General features: G+C 59.9%; 22 protein-coding genes. 18 read left to right on the top strand and 4 right to left on the bottom strand.

Features of this window, described 5'->3' with window-relative positions; genetic code table 11:
• The first annotated feature begins 52 nt into the window (after nt 1-52).
• The 8 genes from Q7V03_RS23535 (at nt 53) to Q7V03_RS23500 (ending at nt 8,056) form a co-directional block, all read left to right on the top strand.
• Nucleotides 53-967 (top strand): lipid A-modifier LpxR family protein, encoded by a 915-nt coding sequence (locus tag Q7V03_RS23535; RefSeq protein ID WP_304928000.1) that lies wholly within the window; start codon nt 53-55, stop codon nt 965-967.
• Between the two features lie 224 nt (nt 968-1,191).
• Entirely contained in the window at nt 1,192-2,190 is a 999-nt protein-coding gene (locus Q7V03_RS23530) for a Hint domain-containing protein (RefSeq protein ID WP_370651191.1), read from the top strand.
• Nucleotides 2,191-2,413: 223 nt separating this feature from the next.
• Nucleotides 2,414-3,034 (top strand): 30S ribosomal protein S4, encoded by a 621-nt coding sequence (gene rpsD, locus Q7V03_RS23525; RefSeq protein WP_304927998.1) that lies wholly within the window; start codon nt 2,414-2,416, stop codon nt 3,032-3,034.
• Between the two features lie 67 nt (nt 3,035-3,101).
• A complete protein-coding gene (locus Q7V03_RS23520; protein ID WP_304927997.1) occupies nt 3,102-3,635 on the top strand; it encodes a TIGR00645 family protein in 534 nt (177 codons plus the stop codon).
• Nucleotides 3,636-3,642: 7 nt separating this feature from the next.
• On the top strand, nt 3,643-5,058 hold the full coding sequence (locus Q7V03_RS23515) for a homospermidine synthase (RefSeq protein WP_304927996.1): 1,416 nt from the start codon (nt 3,643-3,645) through the stop codon (nt 5,056-5,058).
• Nucleotides 5,059-5,178: 120 nt separating this feature from the next.
• Nucleotides 5,179-6,264 carry a histidinol-phosphate transaminase gene (gene hisC / locus Q7V03_RS23510; RefSeq protein ID WP_304927995.1) on the top strand — a complete coding sequence of 362 codons (1,086 nt, stop codon included), beginning with the start codon at nt 5,179-5,181 and terminating at the stop codon, nt 6,262-6,264.
• A complete protein-coding gene (locus tag Q7V03_RS23505; protein ID WP_304927994.1) occupies nt 6,261-7,199 on the top strand; it encodes a prephenate/arogenate dehydrogenase family protein in 939 nt (312 codons plus the stop codon). The genes hisC and Q7V03_RS23505 overlap by 4 nt, the downstream gene beginning before the upstream one ends.
• 2 nt (nt 7,200-7,201) lie before the next feature.
• Complete coding sequence (locus tag Q7V03_RS23500; RefSeq protein ID WP_304927993.1) at nt 7,202-8,056, top strand: extensin family protein; 855 nt, start codon at nt 7,202-7,204, stop codon at nt 8,054-8,056.
• A 1-nt stretch (nt 8,057) separates the two neighbouring features.
• Here the strand turns inward: Q7V03_RS23500 and Q7V03_RS23495 are convergent, their stop codons facing one another.
• Nucleotides 8,058-9,056 (bottom strand): DUF2125 domain-containing protein, encoded by a 999-nt coding sequence (locus Q7V03_RS23495; protein ID WP_304927992.1) that lies wholly within the window; start codon nt 9,054-9,056, stop codon nt 8,058-8,060.
• Nucleotides 9,057-9,217: 161 nt separating this feature from the next.
• Here Q7V03_RS23495 and Q7V03_RS23490 point away from each other — a divergent pair, with 161 nt between their 5' ends.
• The 3 genes from Q7V03_RS23490 to Q7V03_RS23480 all read left to right on the top strand — a co-directional run bounded on the left by Q7V03_RS23490 (nt 9,218) and on the right by Q7V03_RS23480 (nt 12,670).
• Nucleotides 9,218-9,766, top strand: coding sequence for a gamma-glutamylcyclotransferase (locus Q7V03_RS23490; protein ID WP_304927991.1), 549 nt, complete (start codon nt 9,218-9,220; stop codon nt 9,764-9,766).
• A 72-nt stretch (nt 9,767-9,838) separates the two neighbouring features.
• On the top strand, nt 9,839-11,053 hold the full coding sequence (locus Q7V03_RS23485; RefSeq protein WP_304927990.1) for a biopolymer transporter ExbB: 1,215 nt from the start codon (nt 9,839-9,841) through the stop codon (nt 11,051-11,053).
• Between the two features lie 3 nt (nt 11,054-11,056).
• Nucleotides 11,057-12,670 (top strand): peptidoglycan -binding protein, encoded by a 1,614-nt coding sequence (locus Q7V03_RS23480; protein ID WP_304927989.1) that lies wholly within the window; start codon nt 11,057-11,059, stop codon nt 12,668-12,670.
• A 73-nt stretch (nt 12,671-12,743) separates the two neighbouring features.
• Here Q7V03_RS23480 and Q7V03_RS23475 read toward each other — a convergent pair whose 3' ends face one another.
• The 3 genes from Q7V03_RS23475 to gloB form a co-directional block, all read right to left on the bottom strand.
• Nucleotides 12,744-13,679, bottom strand: a complete 936-nt coding sequence (locus tag Q7V03_RS23475; RefSeq protein ID WP_304927988.1) for a M23 family metallopeptidase — start codon at nt 13,677-13,679, stop codon at nt 12,744-12,746.
• Nucleotides 13,676-15,997 carry an ATP-dependent Clp protease ATP-binding subunit ClpA gene (gene clpA, locus Q7V03_RS23470; RefSeq protein WP_304927987.1) on the bottom strand — a complete coding sequence of 774 codons (2,322 nt, stop codon included), beginning with the start codon at nt 15,995-15,997 and terminating at the stop codon, nt 13,676-13,678. Before clpA ends, Q7V03_RS23475 begins: the two co-directional genes overlap by 4 nt.
• Nucleotides 15,998-16,167: 170 nt before the next feature.
• On the bottom strand, nt 16,168-16,935 hold the full coding sequence (gene gloB / locus Q7V03_RS23465) for a hydroxyacylglutathione hydrolase (RefSeq protein WP_304927986.1): 768 nt from the start codon (nt 16,933-16,935) through the stop codon (nt 16,168-16,170).
• 225 nt (nt 16,936-17,160) lie between these two features.
• Here gloB and Q7V03_RS23460 point away from each other — a divergent pair, with 225 nt between their 5' ends.
• The 7 genes from Q7V03_RS23460 (at nt 17,161) to Q7V03_RS23430 (ending at nt 23,756) form a co-directional block, all read left to right on the top strand.
• Nucleotides 17,161-17,907, top strand: coding sequence for a methyltransferase domain-containing protein (locus Q7V03_RS23460; protein ID WP_304927985.1), 747 nt, complete (start codon nt 17,161-17,163; stop codon nt 17,905-17,907).
• A 439-nt stretch (nt 17,908-18,346) separates the two neighbouring features.
• Nucleotides 18,347-18,907 carry a F0F1 ATP synthase subunit delta gene (locus Q7V03_RS23455; RefSeq protein ID WP_304927984.1) on the top strand — a complete coding sequence of 187 codons (561 nt, stop codon included), beginning with the start codon at nt 18,347-18,349 and terminating at the stop codon, nt 18,905-18,907.
• The gene (atpA, locus tag Q7V03_RS23450; protein WP_304927983.1) at nt 18,907-20,445 is read left to right on the top strand and encodes a F0F1 ATP synthase subunit alpha; all 1,539 of its coding nucleotides are present in this window, start codon (nt 18,907-18,909) and stop codon (nt 20,443-20,445) included. The genes Q7V03_RS23455 and atpA overlap by 1 nt, the downstream gene beginning before the upstream one ends.
• A gap of 17 nt (nt 20,446-20,462) precedes the next feature.
• Nucleotides 20,463-21,329 (top strand): F0F1 ATP synthase subunit gamma, encoded by an 867-nt coding sequence (locus Q7V03_RS23445; protein WP_304927982.1) that lies wholly within the window; start codon nt 20,463-20,465, stop codon nt 21,327-21,329.
• Between the two features lie 17 nt (nt 21,330-21,346).
• Entirely contained in the window at nt 21,347-22,789 is a 1,443-nt protein-coding gene (gene atpD, locus Q7V03_RS23440) for a F0F1 ATP synthase subunit beta (protein WP_304927981.1), read from the top strand.
• Nucleotides 22,790-22,798: 9 nt separating this feature from the next.
• Nucleotides 22,799-23,191, top strand: a complete 393-nt coding sequence (locus Q7V03_RS23435) for a F0F1 ATP synthase subunit epsilon (protein WP_304927980.1) — start codon at nt 22,799-22,801, stop codon at nt 23,189-23,191.
• A gap of 214 nt (nt 23,192-23,405) precedes the next feature.
• Nucleotides 23,406-23,756, top strand: coding sequence for an H-type lectin domain-containing protein (locus Q7V03_RS23430; protein WP_304927979.1), 351 nt, complete (start codon nt 23,406-23,408; stop codon nt 23,754-23,756).
• Nucleotides 23,757-23,957 lie beyond the last annotated feature (201 nt).

Raw genomic sequence — 23,957 nt, 5'->3', positions numbered from 1 at the left:
AAGCGTGGTTTGTGGCAGAATAGGTCAGAAGGCCGCGAAGTTGGGGACAACTATGTTGAACTATGTAAAGACTCTGCTGGTTGCAGGTGCGATTTGTGCAGCATTGCCCGCGCAAGCGGAAGATCGGGTAACGCTCGGCTGGGGCCGCATGTTCAGCAATGACGCTTTGGGTGATCAGAAAGACCGCTGGCGCACTGGCGGCTATCAGGTCAGCCGCATTCGGGGCTATGCATGGGACGGCGCTTTGCCCACCACACCCGGCGAAATCCTCGAATTCCGCGCCTCAGCACAGATTGTCGCTCCCGAAGATCTGATCTCGCCGCCGCCCTCGGATCGCCGTTACGCCGCCACGCTGTCATTCGGCCTGCACACCCAATTCGATTGGCGCGGCAATGATGTCAGCGTCGGCACCGATCTGGTGTTTCTAGGGCCACAGACTGGGATCAGCAATTTCCAGAAATGGGTGCATCGGATCGTTGGTATGGACGAGCCGACGGTGATTGATGATCAGATCGGCAATGGCATTTACCCCACCGTTATTGGCGAGTTCGGCCGCAAGTTTGCCTTGGGGGACCGGGCCGAGTGGCGCCCCTTCGTGCAAGCTCAGGCCGGCGTCGAAAATTTTGTGCGCGTTGGCGGCGATCTGGTGATCGGCACTTTGGGCCGCGATGATCTGATGGTGCGCGAAGGCGTCACAGGTCAGCGCTACCGCGCCGTGGAAGGCACACGGGATCAAGGGGTTAGCTTTATTCTCGGCGGGGATATCGCGCGGGTGTTTGACTCGGCTCTTCTGCCGTCAGATGGCTTAGCCACCCTGACCGAAGACCGCTCACGCCTGCGCGCTGGTGTACAATGGCAGGGCGAGAGGGCCTCGGTGTTTTACGGCATCACCTATCTAAGCAAAGAATTCGATCAGCAGCCAGAAGGTCAGCTTGTCGGCGGGCTGAACCTGAACCTAAAGTTTTAAGCAAGCAAAATCGTCCTGAATAGCGCCATACAATCTTAAGATGCATAAGTGAATATTCACTTGCTATGTTGCTTTTTTACCATAGAAATTCTGCTAAGCCTCTGTTAACGTTTCCAGATAAGAAACAAAAAACGAGCGGGCAAACAGGCATGAAAACGGGCTCTTTGGGCACGTTCGTCATATCCTGGTCACAAACAGAAGTAGATGGCCTTAAGGCCGCATCAATGGATCTTCTCTCGGTCGGCGCTGCATGGCGCTGGACGGGAACGGCCGTCCGCGTGGACGGGCCGCAAGGGCTGTTGCTTCTGGAAAAGGCCGAGGGTGCGGCGGATTTACGCAAGCGGGCGGCGCGCATGGTGCGCCGACTGGTGGGGGTGGCGGTTGGGGGCGATGGTGCGCCCCAGTATGTTCCAGATGAACCTTTTACCGATCTGCCAGAGCAAGGCTTTATCGTCACCGATGGGCATCAGTCCTTCACCGTGACGATCATTTCGGTGCCCGACACCGGGGCGCAACTGTTGATGCTGGTCGGCGATCTGCCGCCCTGCGATCAGGATTTGTGGGTGGTGCGTACCGCAATTGACCGCACCCATTCCGGGGCAGGGGCGCGTGCAGCGGGCGGGGTGATTTGCTTCACGCCCGACACGCGGGTGGCCACGCCTGATGGCGTGCAGCAAATCCGTCATTTGCGCCCCGGCGATATGATCCTGACCCGTGACAATGGCCCGCAAGAGGTGCTGTGGAGCGGTCACAGGCGGATGTCCGGCGCGCGGCTTTACGCTATGCCGCATCTGCGCCCCATTCGGTTTCGGGCAAACTCGATGGGCCTTTACCGCCCGGATGAAGACCTGCTGGTCTCGCCGCAGCATCGGATGTTGGTCAAAGGTGCCGCAGCACAGGCTTTGTTCAACACCTCGGAGGTGCTGGTTGCCGCAGAAGATCTGGTCAACGACGCCACCATCGTTGTTGATCATATGCTGCGCGAGGTGACCTATGTGCATATCCTATTGGAAAAGCATAATATTGTGTGGGCGAATGGGCTGGAAACCGAAAGCTTCCACCCCTCCAACACCGCCTTGGACACGGTTGATCCGGTACAGCGCGAAGGCCTTTTGCACATCCTGCCCGAGATCGCAGACAACCCGCACGCTTACGGCGATTACGCCCGCCGCAATATCTCGGGCTCGGAAGCCGCCATCTTGCGGCATGAACTGGCCGCATAAAATCGCCCGCAGCGGTTGACTCTGCTTAAGCCGACTGTATAAGCCGCCTTACGTCCCGGATGAAAGTCCGGGGCTTTTCATTGGTGTTGGTGGACTTCGCAAGAAGAACCCTGTCGGGCTTCGGCCAAAGGACAACGCCCTTCACGACGCTCTGAGGCCCAAAAAGTGGGAACCGGTTTTTGGACCAGCCGAAAGAGCAGAACATAGAAGAAGGAGATCAGAGATGACAAAACGCACCTCTGCCAAGTACAAAATTGACCGCCGCATGGGCGAAAACATCTGGGGACGTCCTAAATCCCCGGTGAACAAGCGCGAATACGGTCCCGGCCAGCACGGCCAGCGCCGTAAGAACAAACTGTCCGACTTTGGTACTCAGTTGCGCGCAAAGCAAAAACTAAAGGGTTACTATGGTGACCTGACCGAAAAGCAGTTCCGCAAGATCTACACCGAAGCAGAACGCGTCAAAGGCGATACCGGCGAGATGCTGGTGGGTCTGTTGGAGCGGCGCCTCGATGCAGTCGTCTACCGTGCTAAACTGGTGCCGACCGTGTTCGCAGCGCGTCAGTTCGTGAACCACGGCCACGTCACCGTGAACGGCAGCCGCGTCAACATCGCGTCCTATCGCGTCAAAGAGGGCGACATCATTGCCGTCCGCGAAAAGTCGCGTCAACTCGCGATCATCGCCGAAGCTTTGGCTCTGACCGAGCGTGACACCCCGGATTATCTGGAAATCGACACCCACAAGCTGACGGTGAAGTTCATTCGCACCCCCGGCTTGGGCGATATCCCGTATCCGGTCGTGATGGAACCGAACCTTGTCGTCGAATACTACGCGAAAAACTAAGCTCTGCCCCACGGCAGATTGGGGCCCGCCTTCATGGCGGGCCTTTTCTTTTTCCACGGAGAGCAAAATGTCCGATAAACCCACGCTTGAATCAAAGTTCGAACAGGGCCTGTTCGCCAGCCGCTGGCTGATGGCGCCGATGTATCTGGGGCTGGTGATCAGTCTGGCGATGCTGGTGGTGATTTTCGTCAAGGAATTGGCCTATTACGCGCCGCAAGTGCTGGTGATGACCGCCGATCAGGGCATCTTGTCGATCCTGACGCTGATTGATCTCAGCTTGGCGGCCAACCTTTTGCTGATTGTGCTGTTCTCGGGCTATGAGAATTTCGTCTCGAAGCTGGATATCACCAGCAATGACCGCCCCGACTGGATGGGCAAGGTGGATTTCTCTGGCCTGAAGATGAAGCTGATCGCGTCAATCGTGGCGATCTCGGGTATTCATTTGCTGAAGGTTTTCATGGGCTTGGGAAAACCAGATTCGGCCTATGCCGTGACAACTGAAACGTTGCGCTGGATGGTGATCATTCATTTGACCTTCGTTATCTCGGGGGTTCTGCTGGCCCTGATGGATTGGCTTGCCGCCAAGACCGACAAACATTGAGAGTATAATGACTTACCAAACCCACGCCCGCATCGACGGCCCCTTGGTGATGATCGGCTTCGGCTCGATTGGCCGCGGCACCCTGCCGTTGATCCAGCGCCACATTGATTTCGACCGCGACCAGTTCACCGTGATCGAACCCTCGGGTGAATTCGCGCCGATGCTGGCTGAACATGGCATCAAGCATCTGCAACTGGCGTTGACCGAAGCCAATTTCGCCGAAACCCTGCGCGACCTGTTCCCGAATGGCAAAGGCTTCATTGTCAACCTTTCGGTCGACGTGGATTCCATCGAACTTATGAAGCTCTGCCAAGAGCTTGGCGTGCAGTATATCGACACGGTGGTGGAGCCTTGGCCGGGTTTCTACTTCAACTCGCCGCTGCCGAATGCCGACCGCACCAACTACCCTCTGCGTGAAAAGGTCCGGGCTTTGGGCAAAACCTATCCCGGTGGCCCGACGGCGGTATCCTGCTGCGGAGCCAATCCGGGCATGGTGTCTTGGCTGTTGAAAGAAGCGCTGCTGCGTCTTGCCAAAGATACCGATGTCAAAGCCGATCCCAAGACCCAACAAGACTGGGCCTTGCTGGCGATGAGCCTCGGCGTCAATGGCGTGCATATTGCCGAGCGTGACACGCAAGTGTCGGCCCGCCCGAAACCGCCGGGCACCTTTGTAAACTCTTGGTCGGTCGATGGCCTGCTGTCGGAAGGTTATCAGCCCGCCGAACTCGGTTGGGGCACGCATGAGAAAAAGCTGCCCCCCAACGGCCACAAATTCAAATCCGGCCCCGGCTACGCGATCTGGATCGACCGCCCCGGTGCCGACACCCGCGTACGCTCATGGTGTCCCGACATTGGCCCGCAATTCGGCCTCGTCGTCACCCACAATGAATCCCTGTCGATCCCCGATTACTACACCGTCTGGGACGGCCCGCGCGCCGTCTATCGCCCAACCTGCCACTACGCCTACCACCCATGCCCCGATGCGATTTTGTCCCTACACGAGACCAACGGCGCAGGCCAACTGCCTGAACACAAACATATCCTGACCGCCGATGAGATCACCGGCGGCGGCGATGACTTGGGCGTGTTCCTTTATGGGCACGCCAAGGGTGCGATGTGGTATGGCTCGCGCCTGACCATCGACGAGGCCCGCGCTTTGGCCCCTTACCAGAACGCCACAGGCATGCAGGTGACCTCCGCCGTTCTTGCCGCAATGGTCTGGACCGCCGAAAACCCCCGTATGGGTTTTGTCGAAGCCGATGAGATGGACCACGCCCGTTGCCTAGACGTCCAGCGGCCCTACCTTGGCCGAATAGAGTGTCACTACACCGACTGGACCCCGCTGCAAAACCGCATCAACCACTTCGCCGAGGATCGCGACGAAGACGACCCCTGGCAGTTCACCAACTTCCTTGCCGTCTGACACAGCCAGCGTTTGAGGCATTTGCGCAAGGGCTAGCCCCTTGCGCAGCCCCATAGGCCAAATGTTGCTGGTATTGCACCGCCCCCGTCGCTAAAACCCGCGCAACACTTAGGGAATCCGATGAACGACGCAATCCGCCCGCAGCCCGGCATCATGGACATCGCTCTGTACGAAGGTGGCAAAGCTGCCGTCTCTGGCGTGACCAATGTGCTGAAACTGTCGTCGAACGAGAACCCGTTCGGCCCGTCTGACCGCGCCAAAGACGCCTTCGCGCGTTCGGTGCACAATCTGCACCGCTACCCCAACACCGATCACGCCTCTCTGCGCCAAGCCATCGCCGACGTGCATGGGCTCGACGCCAACCGCGTGATCTGCGGCGTCGGTTCCGATGAAATCATCACCTTCCTGTGCCAAGCCTATGCCGGCCCGAAAGACGAAGTGGTGTTCACCGAACACGGCTTTCTGATGTATCGCATCTCGGCTCTGGCGGCGGGTGCTACCCCGGTCGAAGTCGCGGAACGGGAGCGCACCACCGATGTCGATGCTATCCTGCGCGCCTGTAACCGCCGGACAAAGCTGGTTTTTATCGCTAACCCGAACAACCCCACCGGCACGATGATTTCCGCCGCCGAGATCGAACGCCTCGCCGCTGGCCTGCCGGCGCAAGCCATTCTGGTGCTTGACGGCGCCTATGCCGAATTTGTCGAAGGCTTTGACGCCGGCCTCGCGCTGATCGAATCCCGCACCAACGTCGTGATGACCCGCACCTTCTCAAAAATCTACGGGCTGGGCGGTCTGCGCATTGGTTGGGGTTATGGCCCAAAGCAAATCATCGACGTGCTGAACCGCATCCGTGGCCCGTTCAACCTGTCCAACACCCAGCTTGATACCGCCGAAGCCGCCGTGCGCGACCAAGATTTTGTCAACCGTTGCCGCAGCGACAACGCCCGCATGCGCCACTGGCTTGCGCAGGCTTTGGCCGAGCTTGGCATCCCGTCTGACACCTCGCTTGCCAATTTCATCCTTGCCCGCTTTGCTAGTGCCGAAGAGGCCGAGGCCTGCGATCTGTTCCTGCAAAAACAGGGCCTGATCGTGCGCCGCGTCGCCAGCTACAAACTGCCGCACTGCCTGCGCATCACCGTGGGGGATGAGGCATCGTGCCGCCGCGTCGTCCATGCGATTGCGCAGTTCAAGGGTGTGAAATGACGCAAATCTACAGCCGTGTCGCGCTGATCGGGCTTGGCCTGATCGCCTCGTCGATGGCGCATGCGATGCGCGCGCATGGCTTGGCTGGAGAGATCGTCGGCCATGCCAAATCCGCCGAAACCCGCGCCACCGCCTTGGAACTTGGTTTTTGTGATCACGTCTACGCCACCGCAGCCGAGGCTGTGCAAGGCGCTGATCTGGTGGTGCTTGCGGTCCCGGTGGGCGCAATGGCCGCGATTGCAGAAGACATCGGCCCGCATCTCATGCCGGGTTGCACCGTCACCGATGTAGGCTCGGTCAAACAAGCGGTGATCGCCGCCGTCGCTCCCTATATCCCTGAAGGTGTTCAGTTTATTCCCGGTCACCCGATGGCCGGCACCGAATATTCCGGCCCGCGCTCGGGCTTTGCCACGCTGTTTCAAAACCGCTGGTGGTTGTTGACCCCGGCACCCGAGGTAGACCCAGCGGCCCTCGCACGCCTGCAATCTTTGCTGATCGGTATGGGGGCCAAGGTCAATCTGATGGACCCGCCGCACCACGATCAGGTCTTGGCCGTGGTCAGCCACACCCCGCACCTGATTGCCTACACCATGGTGGGCGTTGCGGATCATCTTGCACAAGTGTCAAATTCGGAAGTCATCGAATACTCTGCTTCCGGTTTCCGCGATTTCACCCGCATCGCGGCTTCTGACCCGACGATGTGGCGCGACGTGTTTCTGACCAACAAAGACGCTGTCCTCGATATTCTGGGCCGCTTTGCCGAGGAATTGTTCGTGCTGCAACGCGCCATCCGCATGGGTGACGGTGATCATCTGCACGACTACTTCACCCGCACCCGTGCCATCCGTCGCGGCATCATCGAGGCCGGGCAAGACACATCGGCCCCTGATTTCGGTCGCGCCCCTGCCATGGCAAAACCTGCGGGCGATGCGTAAACATGCGGGCCACTGGCCCCTTGACGCTGCTCTGCATGGCGCTGGCCGGGATGGCACGGGCCGAGGCCCCGATAACCTCACCGCATCCCATGCCGCGCCCAACCATCGCCCAAGCTGAAACACCTGCGGTGGCCGCAATCCTGCGCCCCCGACATCGCCCAACCACGCGCGCCGTCACGCCGCCAATCGCGTTAGAGACAGCGCCGCAACAAGCCGCCCCAGAAGTCGCTGCGGTTGCACCGACTCTAAGACCCCAGCGCCGCCCCAAGGGATTGCGGATTGAAGCCGAGCAAGTGGCGATGGCCCAGCCCAAGCCAGCGCTCACTGAAAAATCGGACAAAAAAGTCAGCGGCAAAGGCTCTGTCTGCGGTGACCCCTCGATCCGCGGCCAAGAACTCCCCGCCATCACCTCTCCAACAAATGGCTGCGGCGTGGCCGAACCCGTCCGCGTCACTGCCATTGACGGCATCCCGTTCAGCCAGCCCGCCACCATCGACTGCGGCACCGCAATCGCCCTCAAACGCTGGATGCGCGAAGGTATGGCACCCGCCTTTGGCAACCGCGAGGTGGTGCAACTGCACATCTTCGGCAGCTACATGTGCCGCAGCCGCAACAATGTCCGAGGCGCGAAAATCTCGGAACACGGGCGCGGGAAAGCCGTTGATATCGCTGGGTTTATCTTTTCTGACGGCAAAGAATGGACCGTGGCGCGCGACTATAACAAGCAGATCCGCCGCGCCCAGAAAGCCGCCTGTGGCATGTTCGGCACCACGCTTGGCCCCGGTTCCGACGGCTACCACGAAGACCATCTGCACTTTGACACCGCCCAGCGGCGCGGTTCGGCTTACTGCCGTTAACTCAAGCCCCGCCCATATTCCGCATCCTGGGCGCAGGCCCCAACGGCAGCGGCCCCAGCACCATGCCACCATTCTTGCAAATCAGCTTGATCTGCAAAACCGCCAGATCACCGCCCTGCTGCGCCACAATCGCCAGCATCCGCTCCACCGTCGGCGCCACGTCTGGCTTCACCAGCCCCAACGCCACCAGGATCGGCGGCAACCGCTTCCAGCCTTCCACCCGCAAAGCAATCTCGCCCTCGGCCAGCCCATCCGGCCCCGCCGTCAGCGCACCCTTGGCAGAAAACTTCAACGCCCCCCAACTCACCCGCGTCTCCGCAATCTCCAGCGCCATCAGCCCCGGCTTGGCTTGTGCCGCATTGCGGTCCAGCGGCGCGGTCAGCACCGCATGGCCATCCAGAAACACCTCATCCACCAGATCGGGCAAATCCGTCGCCGCCAAAGCGTGTAAAAACGCAGCATCCGGCGCAATCTCGGCCACCCGCAGCCCCAACCGATAGCTGTTGGTGCGGGTCACATCCTCGGCCATCGAGATCGTGGCGGTCTTGATCCCCAGCGACCAGCCCGCATCCGAGGTTAGCTTCACCTCGGCGGCCTCACCCACCAACTCATTCAGTGCAAGCGCGGTTGAGGGATGCACCTGCACGCTTGCCCGCAGATTGTCAGACCCAACCGTAACCTGCTGATCCGGCAGCGTAATCACCTGACGCGACGGCAAAGCCGCAATCACATGCCAGGGCTTCCACGTCATCGCGTAAACCTGCAAAAATGGGCTGGTAACCTGCACCCCCTGCGCCGGATCCGCCAGCACCAGATCGGAAACCGTCAGATCAAAGCGGTTCGGGATGCCATGCACCTCAACGGCCGAGGCGCTGACCACCCCGGGCGGTTGCTGTGCCATCCACGCCTTGACCCCGCTTTCAATCTGCGACGCCCCCACCCACCAATAGCCAGTCCACGCCGCCGCAGCCGCCAGCACGATCCAAACAAGCGCGCGCATCCTCGCCCCTTTTCTTTGCTTTGCCCAATGCCTACACCTATAGCGCGTCAGGTTTTGATGTAACGTATTTATCGAAAAACGTGTTCGAGCGTAAGCTACAGGCAGCGATTTTCGATCCAATCTAAACCAGACGCGCTTATAGCCGAACGGAGGGCCAGACTATGCTAAAAACCCCAGAAATACCGGAATCTCTGTGGGTCTTCGGCTATGGCTCGTTGATCTGGAACCCGGATTTCCCTGTCGCTGAACGCCAAATCGCCCGCGCCACCGATTGGCACCGCAGCTTTTGCATGCGTTCGATCCACCATCGCGGCAGTGTCGAAGCCCCCGGCCTCGTCCTCGCCCTTGATCATGCTCCGGGCATAATCTGCGATGGCGTCGCCTTGCGTGTCACACCGGGGGCCGAGGAGGAAACCCTGCAAACCCTGCGTGACCGTGAGCTGATTTCCTCGGCTTACTTAGAAGCCACTCTGCCGCTCACCCTGACAGATGGCCGTAAGATCAACGCCCTCGCCTATGTGATCGACCCCGATCACAATCAATATTGCGGCAACATCCCCCTCGCGGAACAGGCCCAGATCATCGCCCATGCCACAGGCGGGCGCGGCCGCAACCGCGACTATCTGTTCGCAACCGCCGATCATCTCGCCGACCTCGGCATTGCCGACCCCGATTTGGCATGGCTTTCCACACAAGTTCGCAAACTCTAAGGGTTTTACTTGGCACGGGCCTGCCGCCTGCTATGCTTAAGCTCAGCAGAACAGCCGGGCGGAACCGACGAAATGGACATCTCCAAGGCCGAGCAGTCGACCTTCTTCAGCCAACCTATTCGCCAGATCGTCACCATGTTTCTGGCCGTCGCACTTGTCTGCGCGGGGGCGTGGCTGATCCACGGCACAGTGCTTGGCATCATCGACACCAACCCGCTGCTGAACGGCTTCATCATTCTGGTCTTCGCTTTGGGTGTCGTTACCTGCTTCTGGCAGGTGTTCACCCTCGTGCAATCGGTGTCGTGGATCGAACGCTTCGTGCGCCACGAACCCGGCTATGAAGACGCCGCCGCGCCGCGGCTTCTCGCTCCGTTGGCGCAACTCCTGCGCACCCGCGGCGCGCGGATGCAAATCTCGTCCTCTGCCTCACGTTCGATCTTGGAGTCGGTGGAAACCCGGATCGAGGAAGCCCGTGACATCACGCGCTACCTGATCAACCTGTTGGTTTTCCTCGGCCTTCTTGGCACCTTCTACGGTCTTGCCACCACGGTGCCCGCCATTGTCGAAACGATTCGCTCGCTTGCCCCGCAAGCGGGCGAATCCGGCATGGACGTGTTCGGCAAGCTGATGAAAGGGCTGGAAAGCCAACTCGGCGGCATGGGCACCGCGTTTTCCTCGTCGCTTCTTGGCCTCGCCGGATCGCTGGTTGTTGGCCTGCTTGAACTGTTTGCCAACCACGGCCAGAACCGTTTCGCGCGCGAATTGGAAGAATGGCTGTCCTCGATCACCCGCGTCGGTTTCTCCAGTGGTGACGGCGAAAGCGGTGAGGCCGGCGTCACCTCTGCCGTGCTGGATCATCTGGCTGAACAGATCGAAGTGATGCAAAGCCTGTTCGCGCAAGTAGAGGCCAACCGCTCTGGCGTGGAACAAGGCCTCGCCGGGCTCGAGGCTGGGCTTGGCGATCTCAGGCAAGGGCTTGGCGATCTGACCGGAGCAGTCGCCCAACTGACCGCGCAAATCAGCGCTGAAAGCGGCCAAACCGCAGCCCTCAACCGCATCGCTGAAGGCCAAGAACGCCTTATCGCGGCCCTCACCGGCGCAGAGGGTGGCGCGCATTCCGACGCCGAAAGCCGGATGCGCCTGCGCTCGATCGACGTGCAACTGCTGCGTATCCTTGAAGAAATCTCAGCCGGTCGGCAAGAAAGCCTCGCCGATCTGCGTGGCGACATCTCGGCGCTGACCGCCTCCGTCCGCCAGTTGGCGCGCGGCATCCCCGCGCGGGGCTAAGCCATGGCTTTGCGCCGCAAACGCGATTCCGCGATGATCTGGCCGGGCTTTGTCGATGCCGTCACCACCTTGTTGATGGTGCTGATGTTCGTCCTTACCATCTTCACCGTGATGCAATCGGTGCTGCGCGACACCATCACCACGCAATCGACCGAACTCGACAGCCTCACCGCGCAAATCGCAGGCCTCGCCGATGCCTTGGGGCTGGAACGGCAAAAGGTCAGCGATCTGCAAGGCCAAGTCGGCACACTCAACGCGGATCTGACCGAGGCCCAGACGAAGGGCGAGCGACAATCCGCCCTCATCGCCACCCTCACCGGGCAAATCGCCACGAAAGAAGGTGAAATCGCCGCCGCTCAAACCCGCATCACCAGCTTTGAAGCCCAAGTCGCCTCCCTGTTGTCCGAACGCGACGCAGCGCGCGGGCAGGCCACTGCCTTGACCGCGCAAGTCAGCGCTCTTGAAGCCAAAGGCGCGAAACTTCTAACCGAGAAACAGGCCCTCGACCTCGCCCTCGCCAAAGCCCGCACCGAGATTGACGCCAGCGCCGAGGCCGCCCGCCTTGCCGCCGCCCGTCGTGAGGCGCTGGAAACCTTGGTGGCCGATCTGAAAGCAAAGGGCGAGACCCGCGCCGCCGACCTCAAAGCTGCCCAGACCAGAATCACCGAGGCCGAGGCCACGCGGCTGGTTGATGCCGCAGCGCTCGCCGCGCTGCGCGACAAGTTGAAAAATGCGGATGCCGAACTGACCGCGATGACCTTGGCGCTGGAAGATCAACGCAAAAAGGCCGAAGACACTCTGACTTTGCTCGCCGCGGCAAATACCAAAGCCGCGCAAGCCGCAACCTCAGGCGATAAAAACGCCACCCTGCTTGCCGTGGCGCAGCAAGCCCTGACGGCCGAGCAAGCCAAATCCCTTGAGTCCGCCCGCAAGACCGAGGTGCTCAACCAGCAGATCGCCGCCCTGCGGGTGCAGTTGGGCGAATTGCAGGGCCTGCTCGATGCCTCAGCTGCGAAAGATTCCACCAACAAAGTGCAGATTGAGGCTTTGGGCAGCCAGTTGAACGCCGCCCTCGCGCAGATCGCTTCGGAGCAGAAAAAGCGCGCCGAAATGGAAGCGGCAGAGCGGGTGCGGCTGGAAGCCGAGAATGCCGATCTGGCCAAGTTCCGCAGCGAATTCTTTGGCCAACTGTCGCAGCTTCTGGTGGGGCGCGAGGGTGTACGGGTGGTGGGCGATAGGTTCGTGTTCTCGTCCGAGGTTTTGTTCAACCCCGGCTCGGCCGATCTGGCACCCGAAGGACAGGCTCAGATTGCCGATGTGGTGAAGATCCTGGATGAGGTGGCGGGGAAGATTCCACCCGGCATTGATTGGATCATCCGGGTCGATGGCCACACCGATGATGTGCAATTGTCGGGCGCGGGCGAGTTCAAGGATAACTGGCAGCTTTCCCAAGCCCGGGCTTTGTCGGTGGTGCGGTTCATGCAAGACAATCTGGGCTTCCCGCCGCAGAGATTGGCCGCGACCGGGTTTGGCGAGTATCAGCCGGTGGCTGCGGGGGAGTCTGCGCAGGCCCGCGCGCAGAACCGGCGCATTGAGTTGAAGCTGACCGAAAGGTAGTGCCCACGCGTGGACATAGGCCGAGGTTACGTAAAATCAGGGGGTTAAGCTGTGGCCGTTCATCCTTGATTAACTACTGGCCGACCGTAATTTCAACCTGCTCACGCCCCAATTCCACTCCGCGGCGCTGCAAAATAGCCTCGCCCTGATAGCGCCCCGCAGGCCATTCGGCGGTTTTCAACTTCCGCCCAACCGCGCGAAATGCCTGCGCTTGGGTTTTTTCAAGCACCGTACGCTCGGTCAGAACATCGTCATCAGGCCCGGTCAGCCTGAACAAAATCGCATCACCCGCCTGTGCGCCAAACAGAAACGCCCAGACCACCAAAGCGGGCGCGTCTTTTGGCAGATCGGGGCTGGCGAGGCCCGCTTTAACCGCCGGATAGTCGGGAATGGCCGCGCTGATGCCAAGGCTAAGCAAGCCGCCGGGTTGATAGGCCAAGGGCTCGCCCCACAGACCGGGGCCGGGTGCGCCGCAACTGGTCAGGCTGTCCGGTGCAAATGGGTCAAGCTCGGCGCCATTGTGGCGCACCGACAGGTGCAGATGCGGAAATTCGGCCATACCGGATTGACCGATCTGGCCCAGCACCGAACCGGGCACAACTGCATCGCCCACCTGCACCCGCACAGAGCCTTGTTTCATATGGCAATATTGAGTTTCCCAGCCACCACCATGATCAACCAGAACGCCGTTGCCACATTCTTTATCGGCCACCACTGGCGCGAAATCGGCGATACCGTCGCGCAGACCTTTCACCGTGCCAGCACCCGCTGCCAGCACATTCACGCCCGCAAACATCGCCGCACGCGAGGGCAGGGCGATGTCGGTGCCGTCATGGCCTTCATACGACAGCGGCCCACAGGTGAAATCTTGTGCGCTTGGGCCGGGGTCGTGATCGACATATTGTTGGATGTAACAGGTATCCCCCAGGCGACAATCCGCAGGGAACGCCAGTTCAAAGGCCCCCGCCGGGAAGGCGAGGGCCATTGAAAGGGTTAAAGCCTTGATCATTCCGCCGTAAGCAGCGGCGGCTTTTGGCCGGTCAGCCGCGCCTTTTGCGGTTCTTCAAAGGTCAAAGCCAGTTCGCCGTCTTTGACACCAACATGCACCAGACCGCCTTTGGTCAGCTTGCCGAACAACAACTCCTCGGCCAACGGCTTTTTGATGTATTCTTGGATCACCCGACCAAGCGGCCTTGCACCCATTTTGTCATCATAGCCCTTGTCACCCAGCCAAGCGGCGGCTTCGGGTGTAAGGTCAATATGAACGTTGCGGTCCAGCAGTTGCGCTTCAAGTTGCAGCACAAATTTGGTCACCACTTCCATGATCACCTCTTTGCCCAAACGAGCAAAGCTGATCACCGCATCCAGACGGTTGCGGAATTCAGGGGTGAACATCCGCTCGATCGCGGCGGTGTCCTCACCCGTGCGGGCAGCCCGGCCAAAGCCGATCGCCTCTTTCGACTGCTCCATAGCACCCGCGTTCGAGGTCATGATCAGGATCACGTTGCGGAAATCCACTGTCCGGCCGTTATGGTCGGTCAGCTTGCCGTGATCCATCACCTGCAACAGGATGTTGTAGACATCCGGGTGCGCTTTTTCCATCTCGTCGAGCAACAGCACGCAATGCGGGTCTTGATCGACGCCATCGGTCAGCATCCCGCCCTGATCAAAGCCGACATAGCCCGGAGGCGCGCCGATCAGACGGCTCACCGCATGTTTCTCCATGTATTCTGACATGTCGAACCGCAGCAGTTTGACGCCCAGGGACGAGGCCAATTGTTTGGCGACCTCGGTTTTACCCACGCCCGTCGGCCCTGCGAACAGGTAGTTGCCGATGGGTTTTTCCGGCTCGCGCAGGCCCGCACGGGCAAGTTTGATCGCCGAGCACAGTGATTCCACCGCTTTATCCTGCCCGAACACCACCCGTTTCAGGGTTTTCTCCAGATCGCGCAGGGTTTCGGCATCGTCCTTTGAGACGGTTTTCGCCGGGATGCGGGCGATTTTGGCAACCACAGCCTCAATCTCTTTCACGCCCAGGCTTTTGCGCTTCTTCGAATCCGCCAGCAGATGCTGGGCAGCGCCTGCTTCGTCGATCACGTCAATCGCAGAATCCGGCAGTTTACGGTCGTGGATGTAGCGCGCCGCGAGTTCCACCGCCGATTTGATCGCGTCATTGGTGTAGCGCAGGTCGTGATGCTGTTCAAAATGCGGCTTTAGACCCATCAGGATCTTGATGGTATCGGGCACAGAAGGCTCATTCACGTCGATCTTCTGAAAGCGCCGGGCAAGCGCACGGTCTTTCTCAAAATGTTGACGGAATTCTTTGTAAGTGGTCGAGCCCATACAGCGCAATTTGCCGCCCGCAAGCGCGGGTTTCAGCAGGTTAGAGGCATCCATCGCGCCGCCCGACGTCGCCCCCGCGCCGATCACGGTATGGATTTCGTCGATGAACAGAATTGCGTCGGGGTGATCTTCCATCTCTTTGACGACCGCTTTCAGGCGTTCTTCAAAGTCACCGCGATAGCGGGTGCCTGCCAGCAGCGCGCCCATGTCCAGTGAGTAGATTGTGGCATGCGCCAAAATCTCAGGCGTCTGTTTATCCACGATTTTCTTCGCCAAACCTTCAGCAATCGCGGTTTTGCCGACGCCCGGATCACCGACCAGCAGCGGGTTGTTCTTGCGGCGGCGGCACAAAACTTGGATGGCGCGTTCCACCTCGGCTTCGCGGCCGATCAGCGGATCGACATCGCCCTTCATCGCCTTGACGTTCAGATCAACGCAGTATTTCGACAGCGCAGATTCCTTGGCCTCACCCGCCTCGGCTTTCGGGGTTTCATGGTGGTGTTCTTCCGCCCCCGTGACTGGGCGCGCCTCGCCATAAGACGGGTCTTTGGCGACGCCATGGGCGATGAAATTCACCGCATCATAGCGAGTCATATCCTGTTCTTGCAGGAAATAGGCGGCGTTGGATTCGCGTTCGGCAAAGATTGCGACCAGAACATTGGCGCCGGTGACTTCGGTGCGGCCTGACGATTGCACATGGATTGCTGCGCGCTGAATGACACGCTGGAACGCGGCGGTCGGCACGGCTTCAGACCCTTCAACGTCGGTGACCAAAGTCGACAGATCGTCGTCGATGAAGTCGTTCAGGGTCTTGCGCAGATCAACGAGGTTGACCGAACAAGCCTTCATGACGCGCGCAGCGTCAGGCTCATCGATCAAGGAGAGCAAAAGATGCTCCAAGGTGGCAAGTTCATGGCGGCGGGCATTGGCAAGCGCCAAAGCGCCATGGATGGCTTGTTCGAGGGTCGTCGAAAATGATGGCACTTGGTCGTGCTCCTGTCCTGCGGGTCGGACGGGCGGGTGGCCCTAATCCAACCATGGCCTCATAAGGTAAAGGATCGGTTTTATTCTGCGATCTTCAAGCCCTATTTCAGCAAGATTTCGTAAATTGTCGGCAGTGATGCAATTTGTGATGGGCGCGGTGCAGAATGGACTCAGAATTTGTCCTTTAGGGCGCGGATTGCGGTGAAGACTTGGGCATCGGTTGCATCGGCCATACCCAGATGTTGTCTGATATAGGGGTCTTGGGCGCGCAGAAAAGGGTTGGTCGCCAATTCTTCTGACAAGGTCACTGGCACCGTGGGATGGCCGCCGCTACGCGCGCGCGTCACCGCACGGATGCGGGCTTTCAGAGCGGAGTTTTCGGGGTCGATCGTCGCGGCAAAGGCCAGATTGGCGGCGGTGTATTCGTGGCCCGAGCAGATCAGCGTGCTGGGCGGCAGTTGTTGCAGCTTGGCAAGGCTTTCGAACATCTGCTGCGGCGTGCCTTCAAGCAAGCGGCCACAGCCTGCGGCCATCAGGCTGTCGGCGGTGAAGCAAAGCCCGGAAACCGGGAAGTAAAACGCGATATGGCCGATGGTATGGCCCGGCACATCAATGACATAGCCGATCTCGGTGCCGATTTTCACCTGATCGGCTTCGACCAATGCGCGGCTTAAAGGCGGCAGGCGGTGGGCGTCGGCGGCAGAGCCTAAGATGGTGGCCGAGGTGGCTTCGACAATCGCCCCCACGCCGTCGATATGGTCCCAGTGGTGATGCGTCAGCAGGATTTGATCGAGATGCCAGCCACGCGCTTTTAACGCGGCGAAGATCGGGCCTGACTCGGGGGCGTCGATCAGCGTCGTCTCCCCCGAAGCCGCATCATGCAGCAGATAGGCGTAATTGTCTTTCAGGCAGGGAATGGTGACAAGCTCTAGGGGCATGCGGAGGTGGCCTTTCAAGGTTTGCAGCCAGAATGCCGTGCGCGCCGAGCAGGTGCAATTCGTTTTGCCGCAAAATCGGGCCGAAACCCAATCGGAATTTGAGAAATTCCGTGGCCTTGCCGCAAGCGGTCTGCTTAATCGGCGGGGGATGGGTTTCGGCCATAGCCATACGGGCGCATCCGGCTATGATTGTCGCGATTGTACTGCCAAGGAAGCCCCGACGCCATGCATCTTGATGTGCTCGATCTGCGCAATTTCTACTATCGCACTCAGTTGGGCCGGGTGGCGCAGCGGGCGATCCGTGATCAGGTGGTCAGCCTGTGGCCGCCGCTTGGCGGGCAGACCGTGGCGGGGTTCGGTTTTGCCGTGCCCTTGCTGCGGCCCTATCTGGCCGATGCGCGCCGGGTGATTGGCTTGATGCCCGGCCCGCAAGGCGTGATGCCTTGGCCCGCGGGGATGGCGAATGTCTCGGTGTTGTGTGAAGAAACCCTGTGGCCGCTGCCGACCGGGCATGTCGACCGTTTGGTGCTGATGCACGGGCTGGAGACCTCGGACAATCCCACCGCCGTGTTGGAGCAAGCCCACCGCGTGCTTGGCCCCGGTGGCCGGGCTTTGTTCGTGGTGCCAAACCGCGCGGGCCTGTGGGCGCGCCGCGACGGCACGCCGTTCGGCTTTGGCCGCCCCTATTCCGGACGCCAGCTAGAGGCGCAACTGAAAGCTCATGGCTTCACCCCAGAACGCAGCATGACCTCATTGTTCGCGCCGCCGTCAGAAAGTCGTTTCTGGCTGGGCACCTCAAATTTCTGGGAGGGTTTTGGCCGTAGGCTACCGTGGCTGGCGGGTGGGGTGTTGATGGTGGAAGCATCGAAACAAGTCTACGCCCCGACGCGCGGCGGCTTGGGGGCTGCGGTGCGCAAGCCGCTGCGGGTGCTGGAAGGGGTCGGGGCCGCGGTGCCGACGCTGCGCGGCTGACAGGCTGGGCGCGCTTCTGGCGCAATCGCTGACTCTGAGAATCACTGATTTACGACCAAGGTCTTACAGCGCTTTGAAGACCTCACGGCTGCGCCCCTTTGTGCAACTGCGCCTGTTACGAATATATGACGTCTTTGCAGCAGCTTGCGTTCCAACCCCGCACAAACGCATTGTTTCGCCTTGATTAACAAAGCAATGCCGCAAAGTTGAAGCCTGTGAGAACGCGGCAAGCCCAACACCCCAGCCTGCGACGAAAAACCATCGGCGTTTATGTCGCACGCGCGCACGCGGATATTGAGTGTCCTTCCCCGTTGCGGGACGGCCAATCGTCTGCTAGAGACGCCCGAAATCGAGAAGACGCATGCCCCAAGTATGCGCCGGAAATGGGTTGTAACCCGGATGCGGTCATCGCAAGGGGCCTAACAGCGGAAGGGTTGACGTGTCCGAACCAGCTTCAATCTCCTTGAGCATTGCATCGCGCTACGCGCAGGCTTTGTTTGAGATTGCGAAAGAAGAAAACGGTCTTAAAACGCTTGAGGCCGATACAGATGCTTTGGGAGCGGCCTTGGCTGCCAGCCCCGAGCTTGCCAGCATGATCGCCTCGCCGGTTGTGGCACGCGAAGATCAAGCCAATGCTATGGCGGCGATTGCAGCCAAAATGGGGCTTTCCACGGTGATGGCCAACACCATCGCTTTGATGGCATCGAACCGCCGCTTGTTCGTGCTGCCGCAACTGGTCAGCGATTTGACCGCCCGCATCGCCGCTGAAAAAGGCGAAGTGACCGCGGAAGTCACCTCGGCGACAGCGCTTTCGGCAGATCAGGCCGCGAAGTTGGCGGCCAGCCTGAAAGCCAAAATCGGCAAAGATGTCAAACTTAAAACCACCGTTGATGAAAGCCTCATCGGCGGACTAATCGTCAAGCTCGGCTCGACCATGATCGACACCTCGGTCAAGGCAAAGCTCGCGGCGCTTCAGAATGTAATGAAAGAGGTTGGGTGATGGGAATTCAGGCTGCTGAGATCTCTGCGATCCTTAAGGACCAGATCAAGAACTTTGGCAAAGATGCAGAGGTGGCCGAAGTTGGCCGCGTTCTCAGCGTTGGCGACGGCATTGCCCGTGTGCACGGGCTGGACAATGTCCAAGCCGGTGAGATGGTGGAATTCCCCGGCGGCATCCGCGGCATGGCGCTGAACCTTGAAGTCGACAACGTCGGTATCGTTATCTTCGGGTCCGACCAAGACATCAAAGAAGGCGACACCGTCAAGCGCACCAAGTCCATCGTGGACGTGCCGGTTGGCAATGGCCTGCTGGGCCGCGTCGTTGACGGCCTTGGCAACCCGATCGACGGCAAAGGCCCGATCGCCTCGACCGAGCGTCGTCAGGCCGACGTGAAGGCCCCCGGCATCATCCCGCGCAAATCGGTGCACGAGCCGATGGCAACCGGCCTGAAGGCCGTGGACGCGATGATCCCGGTTGGCCGTGGCCAGCGCGAACTGATCATCGGTGACCGTCAGACCGGCAAAACCGCCGTGGCTTTGGACACCATTCTGAACCAGAAGTCCTATAACGAGGCTGCTGGCGACGACGAATATAAAAAGCTCTACTGCATCTATGTCGCTATCGGTCAAAAGCGTTCGACCGTGGCACAGTTGGTGAAGAAGCTGGAAGAAACCGGCGCGATCAAATACACCATCGTGGTGGCTGCGACCGCGTCCGACCCGGCACCGATGCAGTTCTTGGCCCCCTATGCCGCGACCTCGATGGCAGAATTCTTCCGCGACAATGGCCGTCATGCTTTGATCATCTATGATGACCTTTCCAAGCAAGCCGTGGCTTACCGTCAAATGTCGCTGCTGCTGCGCCGCCCGCCGGGCCGCGAAGCCTATCCGGGCGACGTGTTCTACCTGCACAGCCGTTTGCTGGAGCGTTCGTCGAAGCTGAACGAAGATTTTGGTTCGGGCTCCTTGACCGCTCTGCCGATCATTGAAACCCAAGGCGGCGACGTCTCAGCCTTTATTCCGACCAACGTGATCTCGATCACCGATGGCCAGATCTTCCTTGAGACCGAACTGTTCTACCAAGGCATCCGCCCGGCTGTGAACACCGGTCTGTCGGTGTCGCGTGTGGGCTCGTCTGCCCAAACCAACGCGATGAAATCGGTGGCTGGTAAGGTCAAACTGGAACTGGCGCAGTACCGCGAAATGGCTGCCTTCGCGCAGTTCGGCTCCGACCTTGACGCCTCGACCCAGCAACTGCTGAACCGCGGCGCGCGTCTGACCGAGCTGATGAAGCAAGCGCAGTACGCGCCAATGACCAACGCCGAGATTGTCTGCGTGATCTATGCAGGTACTTCGGGCGCTTTGGACAAAGTGGCTGTGAAAGACATCGGCCGTTTTGAAGCGGGCCTTCTGAAGCATCTGCGCGGCGCTGGCAAAGCTTTGCTGGATGATATCACCGTGAACGACCGCAAAGTTGCGGGCGATCTGGAGAAAGCCATCAAAGCTGAGATCGCGGCATTCGCCAAAGACTTCGCCTAAGCGCCGGGGGATAGACAATGCCCAGCCTTAAGGACTTAAAAAACAAGATTGCGAGTGTGAAAAACACCCGCAAAATCACCAAGGCAATGCAGATGGTCTCTGCGGCAAAACTGCGCCGCGCCCAAGATGCCGCTGAAGCTGCACGGCCCTATGCCGAGCGGATGAATGCGGTGATCGGCGGGCTTGCAGCCTCGGTTGGAACATCGGCCAGCGCGCCCCGGCTTATCGCCGGGACGGGCAGCGACCAAGTGCAACTGCTGGTCGTGATGACCTCAGAGCGTGGACTTTGCGGCGGCTTTAACTCGACCATCGTGCGGCTGGCCCGTGCCAAGGCGCATGAGCTGATCGCCGCGGGCAAGACGGTGAAGATCCTCACCGTTGGCAAAAAAGGCCGCGAGCAACTGCGTCGTGACTTTGCCGCGCATATGGTCGGTCATGTCGATATGTCGGAGGTCAAACGGGTCGGCTATGTCAACGCGCTGTCGATCGCACGCGACGTTCTGGCGCGCTTTGAAGCGGGCGAATGTGATGTGGTCACCATCTTCTACAACCGCTTCCAGTCGGTGATCGCCCAGATCCCGACCGCGTTGCAGGTGATCCCGGCGAAGTTTGAGGCAGCCGCCCCGAACACGCTGTATGACTACGAGCCCAGCGAAGAGGCCATCTTGGCCGACCTTCTGCCACGCGGTATCGCCACGCAAATCTTCACGGCTTTGCTGGAAAATGGCGCCTCTGAACAGGGTGCCCGGATGAGCGCGATGGACAACGCAACGCGCAACGCAGGCGATATGATCACCAAATACACCACGATCTACAACCGCTCGCGTCAGGCTGCGATCACCAAAGAGCTTATCGAAATCATTTCCGGCGCGGAAGCGCTGTAAGGAACCGGAGAAACAACATGGCAAAAGCACCGAAAGCAGCTGCCGCGGCAGGTAAGGTGACGCAAATCATCGGCGCCGTGGTTGACGTGCAGTTCACGGGCGATCTTCCCGCAATTCTGAACGCGCTGATCACCGACAACAATGGCAAGAAACTGGTCCTTGAAGTGGCCCAGCACCTTGGCGAAAACACCGTTCGCACCATCGCTATGGACGCAACCGAAGGCCTCGTCCGTGGCGCGCCTGTGTCTGACACCGGCGCTCCGATCCAGGTTCCGGTCGGCGACGCAACCTTGGGCCGCATCCTGAACGTCATCGGCGAGCCGGTTGACGAAAAAGGTCCGGTCAATGCGACCGAATACCGTTCGATCCACCGCCCGGCCCCGACTTTTGCCGAGCAAGCCACCGAATCCAAAGTGCTGGTCACCGGCATCAAGGTCATCGACCTGCTGGCGCCTTATGCTAAGGGCGGCAAAATCGGTCTGTTCGGCGGCGCGGGCGTGGGCAAAACCGTTCTGATCATGGAATTGATCAACAACATCGCCAAAGTCCACTCGGGCTTCTCGGTGTTTGCTGGCGTGGGCGAGCGTACCCGTGAAGGCAACGACCTTTACCACGAGATGATCGAATCCGGGGTTATCAACCTGGAAGACATGACCAAATCGAAAGTGGCGCTGGTTTACGGCCAAATGAACGAACCACCGGGCGCACGTCTGCGTGTGGCTCTGTCGGGTCTGACCTTGGCTGAACAGTTCCGCGACCAGTCCGGCACCGACGTTCTGTTCTTCGTCGACAACATCTTCCGCTTCACCCAAGCCGGTTCGGAAGTGTCGGCTCTCTTGGGTCGCATCCCCTCCGCCGTGGGCTATCAGCCGACACTGGCAACCGACATGGGCGCGCTGCAAGAACGCATCACCTCGACCAAAGCCGGTTCGATCACGTCCGTGCAGGCGATCTATGTGCCTGCCGATGACTTGACCGACCCTGCACCGGCCACCTCGTTTGCCCACCTCGACGCAACCACGGTTCTGTCGCGGGCTATTTCGGAACTGGGCATCTACCCGGCGGTTGACCCGCTGGACAGCACCTCGCGCCTGCTCGACCCGGCTGTCATTGGCGAAGAGCATTATCTGGTCGCCCGTTCGGTTCAGGGTATCTTGCAACGCTACAAATCGCTGCAAGACATCATCGCCATCCTTGGCATGGACGAACTTTCCGAAGAAGACAAACTGACCGTGTCGCGCGCCCGCAAGATCCAACGCTTCCTGTCGCAGCCGTTCGACGTGGCGAAAGTCTTCACCGGTTCTGACGGTGTGCAGGTTCCGCTGGAAGAAACCATCCGCTCGTTCAAAGCGGTTGTGGCGGGCGAATACGATCATCTGCCGGAAGCAGCCTTCTACATGGTGGGCGGCATCGAAGACGTGAAGGCCAAAGCACAGCGGCTTGCTGCGGCTGCGGCCTAAGGGGGCATCATGGCTGGAACGCTGCAATTTGATCTCGTGTCGCCCGAACGCCGCTTGGCGTCCGTGGTGGCCACCGAGGTGCAAATCCCGGGCGCCGATGGCGACCTGACGGCGATGGAGGGGCATGCCCCCACCATCACCACCCTGCGCCCCGGCGTGTTGAAAGTCGTGTCGGCCGAAGGTTCTAAATCCTTCGTCGTCACCGGCGGTTTCGCCGAAATCAGCGCCACCAGCGTTTCGGTTCTGGCCGAACGTGCGGTGCCGCTGGAAGAGTTGAACGCCGTTCTGATGGATCAACTGATCGCTGATGCCTCTGAGGCCACCGCGGTTGCGGTTGACAAAGACGCCGCCGACAAGGCGATGGCCGATCTGGTCGCGATGCGCGCTGCCGCTGGCTTCTAAGCCCGCGCACAGCTGTATTGCCACATCTTTCGATAGGGCCCCGCTTTGTCGGGGCCTTTTCTTTGGGGCTGCTTTACGGTCTCATCTGCGCAACGCCTTGCCGCACACACGCAAAACCCGGATGGTTTTTTTGATGCGACTCTCGCCCTGATGGCCCCTTGACCTTTTTTCGCCAGAAATGATTGATACTACACAGTGACAGGCAACGATTGACATGAAACGCATCACCTCCAACACCATTGGCATTCAGCAGGGCAATCGCGTGCTGTTCTCAGACTTTGCCGATGGCGGTGTGATGTGGACAGGGCAGGGCGCGCGCGAAAGCCGCCATGTGGTGACGTTTAAGGAAGCTTTCACCGAGGTCCCCACCGTGATGGCCTCGATCTCGATGTGGGACATTGACCACAAACACACCTCGCGCGCCGATATCACCGCCGAGAATATCACCGAGACCGGCTTTCATCTGGTGTTCCGCACCTGGGGCGACACCCGCATCGCCCGTGTCCGCGCCGACTGGATCGCGATGGGGTCGGCGGCGAGTGAAGATGACTGGCAGTTGTATTAACGTTTGCACCGTTGAAGCCTCCGGCGGGCGTATTTGAAAAAGAGCAACTTGGGGGCCTATTACCAATGGCCCTTTCAACTGACTTGTGCCCAAGTACGTGAGGTTATGGAAGCGATGGCCACTGGGTCGTTTGCGAAGAAGTTCCAAGCCTTGCAGCAGGCGTCGACGATTTCTTCGTAGGTGTTGAATACGCTGATGGCG

The organism is Cypionkella sp., from assembly GCF_030652235.1.
GTDB lineage: Bacteria > Pseudomonadota > Alphaproteobacteria > Rhodobacterales > Rhodobacteraceae > Cypionkella.
This window is presented reverse-complemented; position numbering and strand designations above follow the sequence as displayed.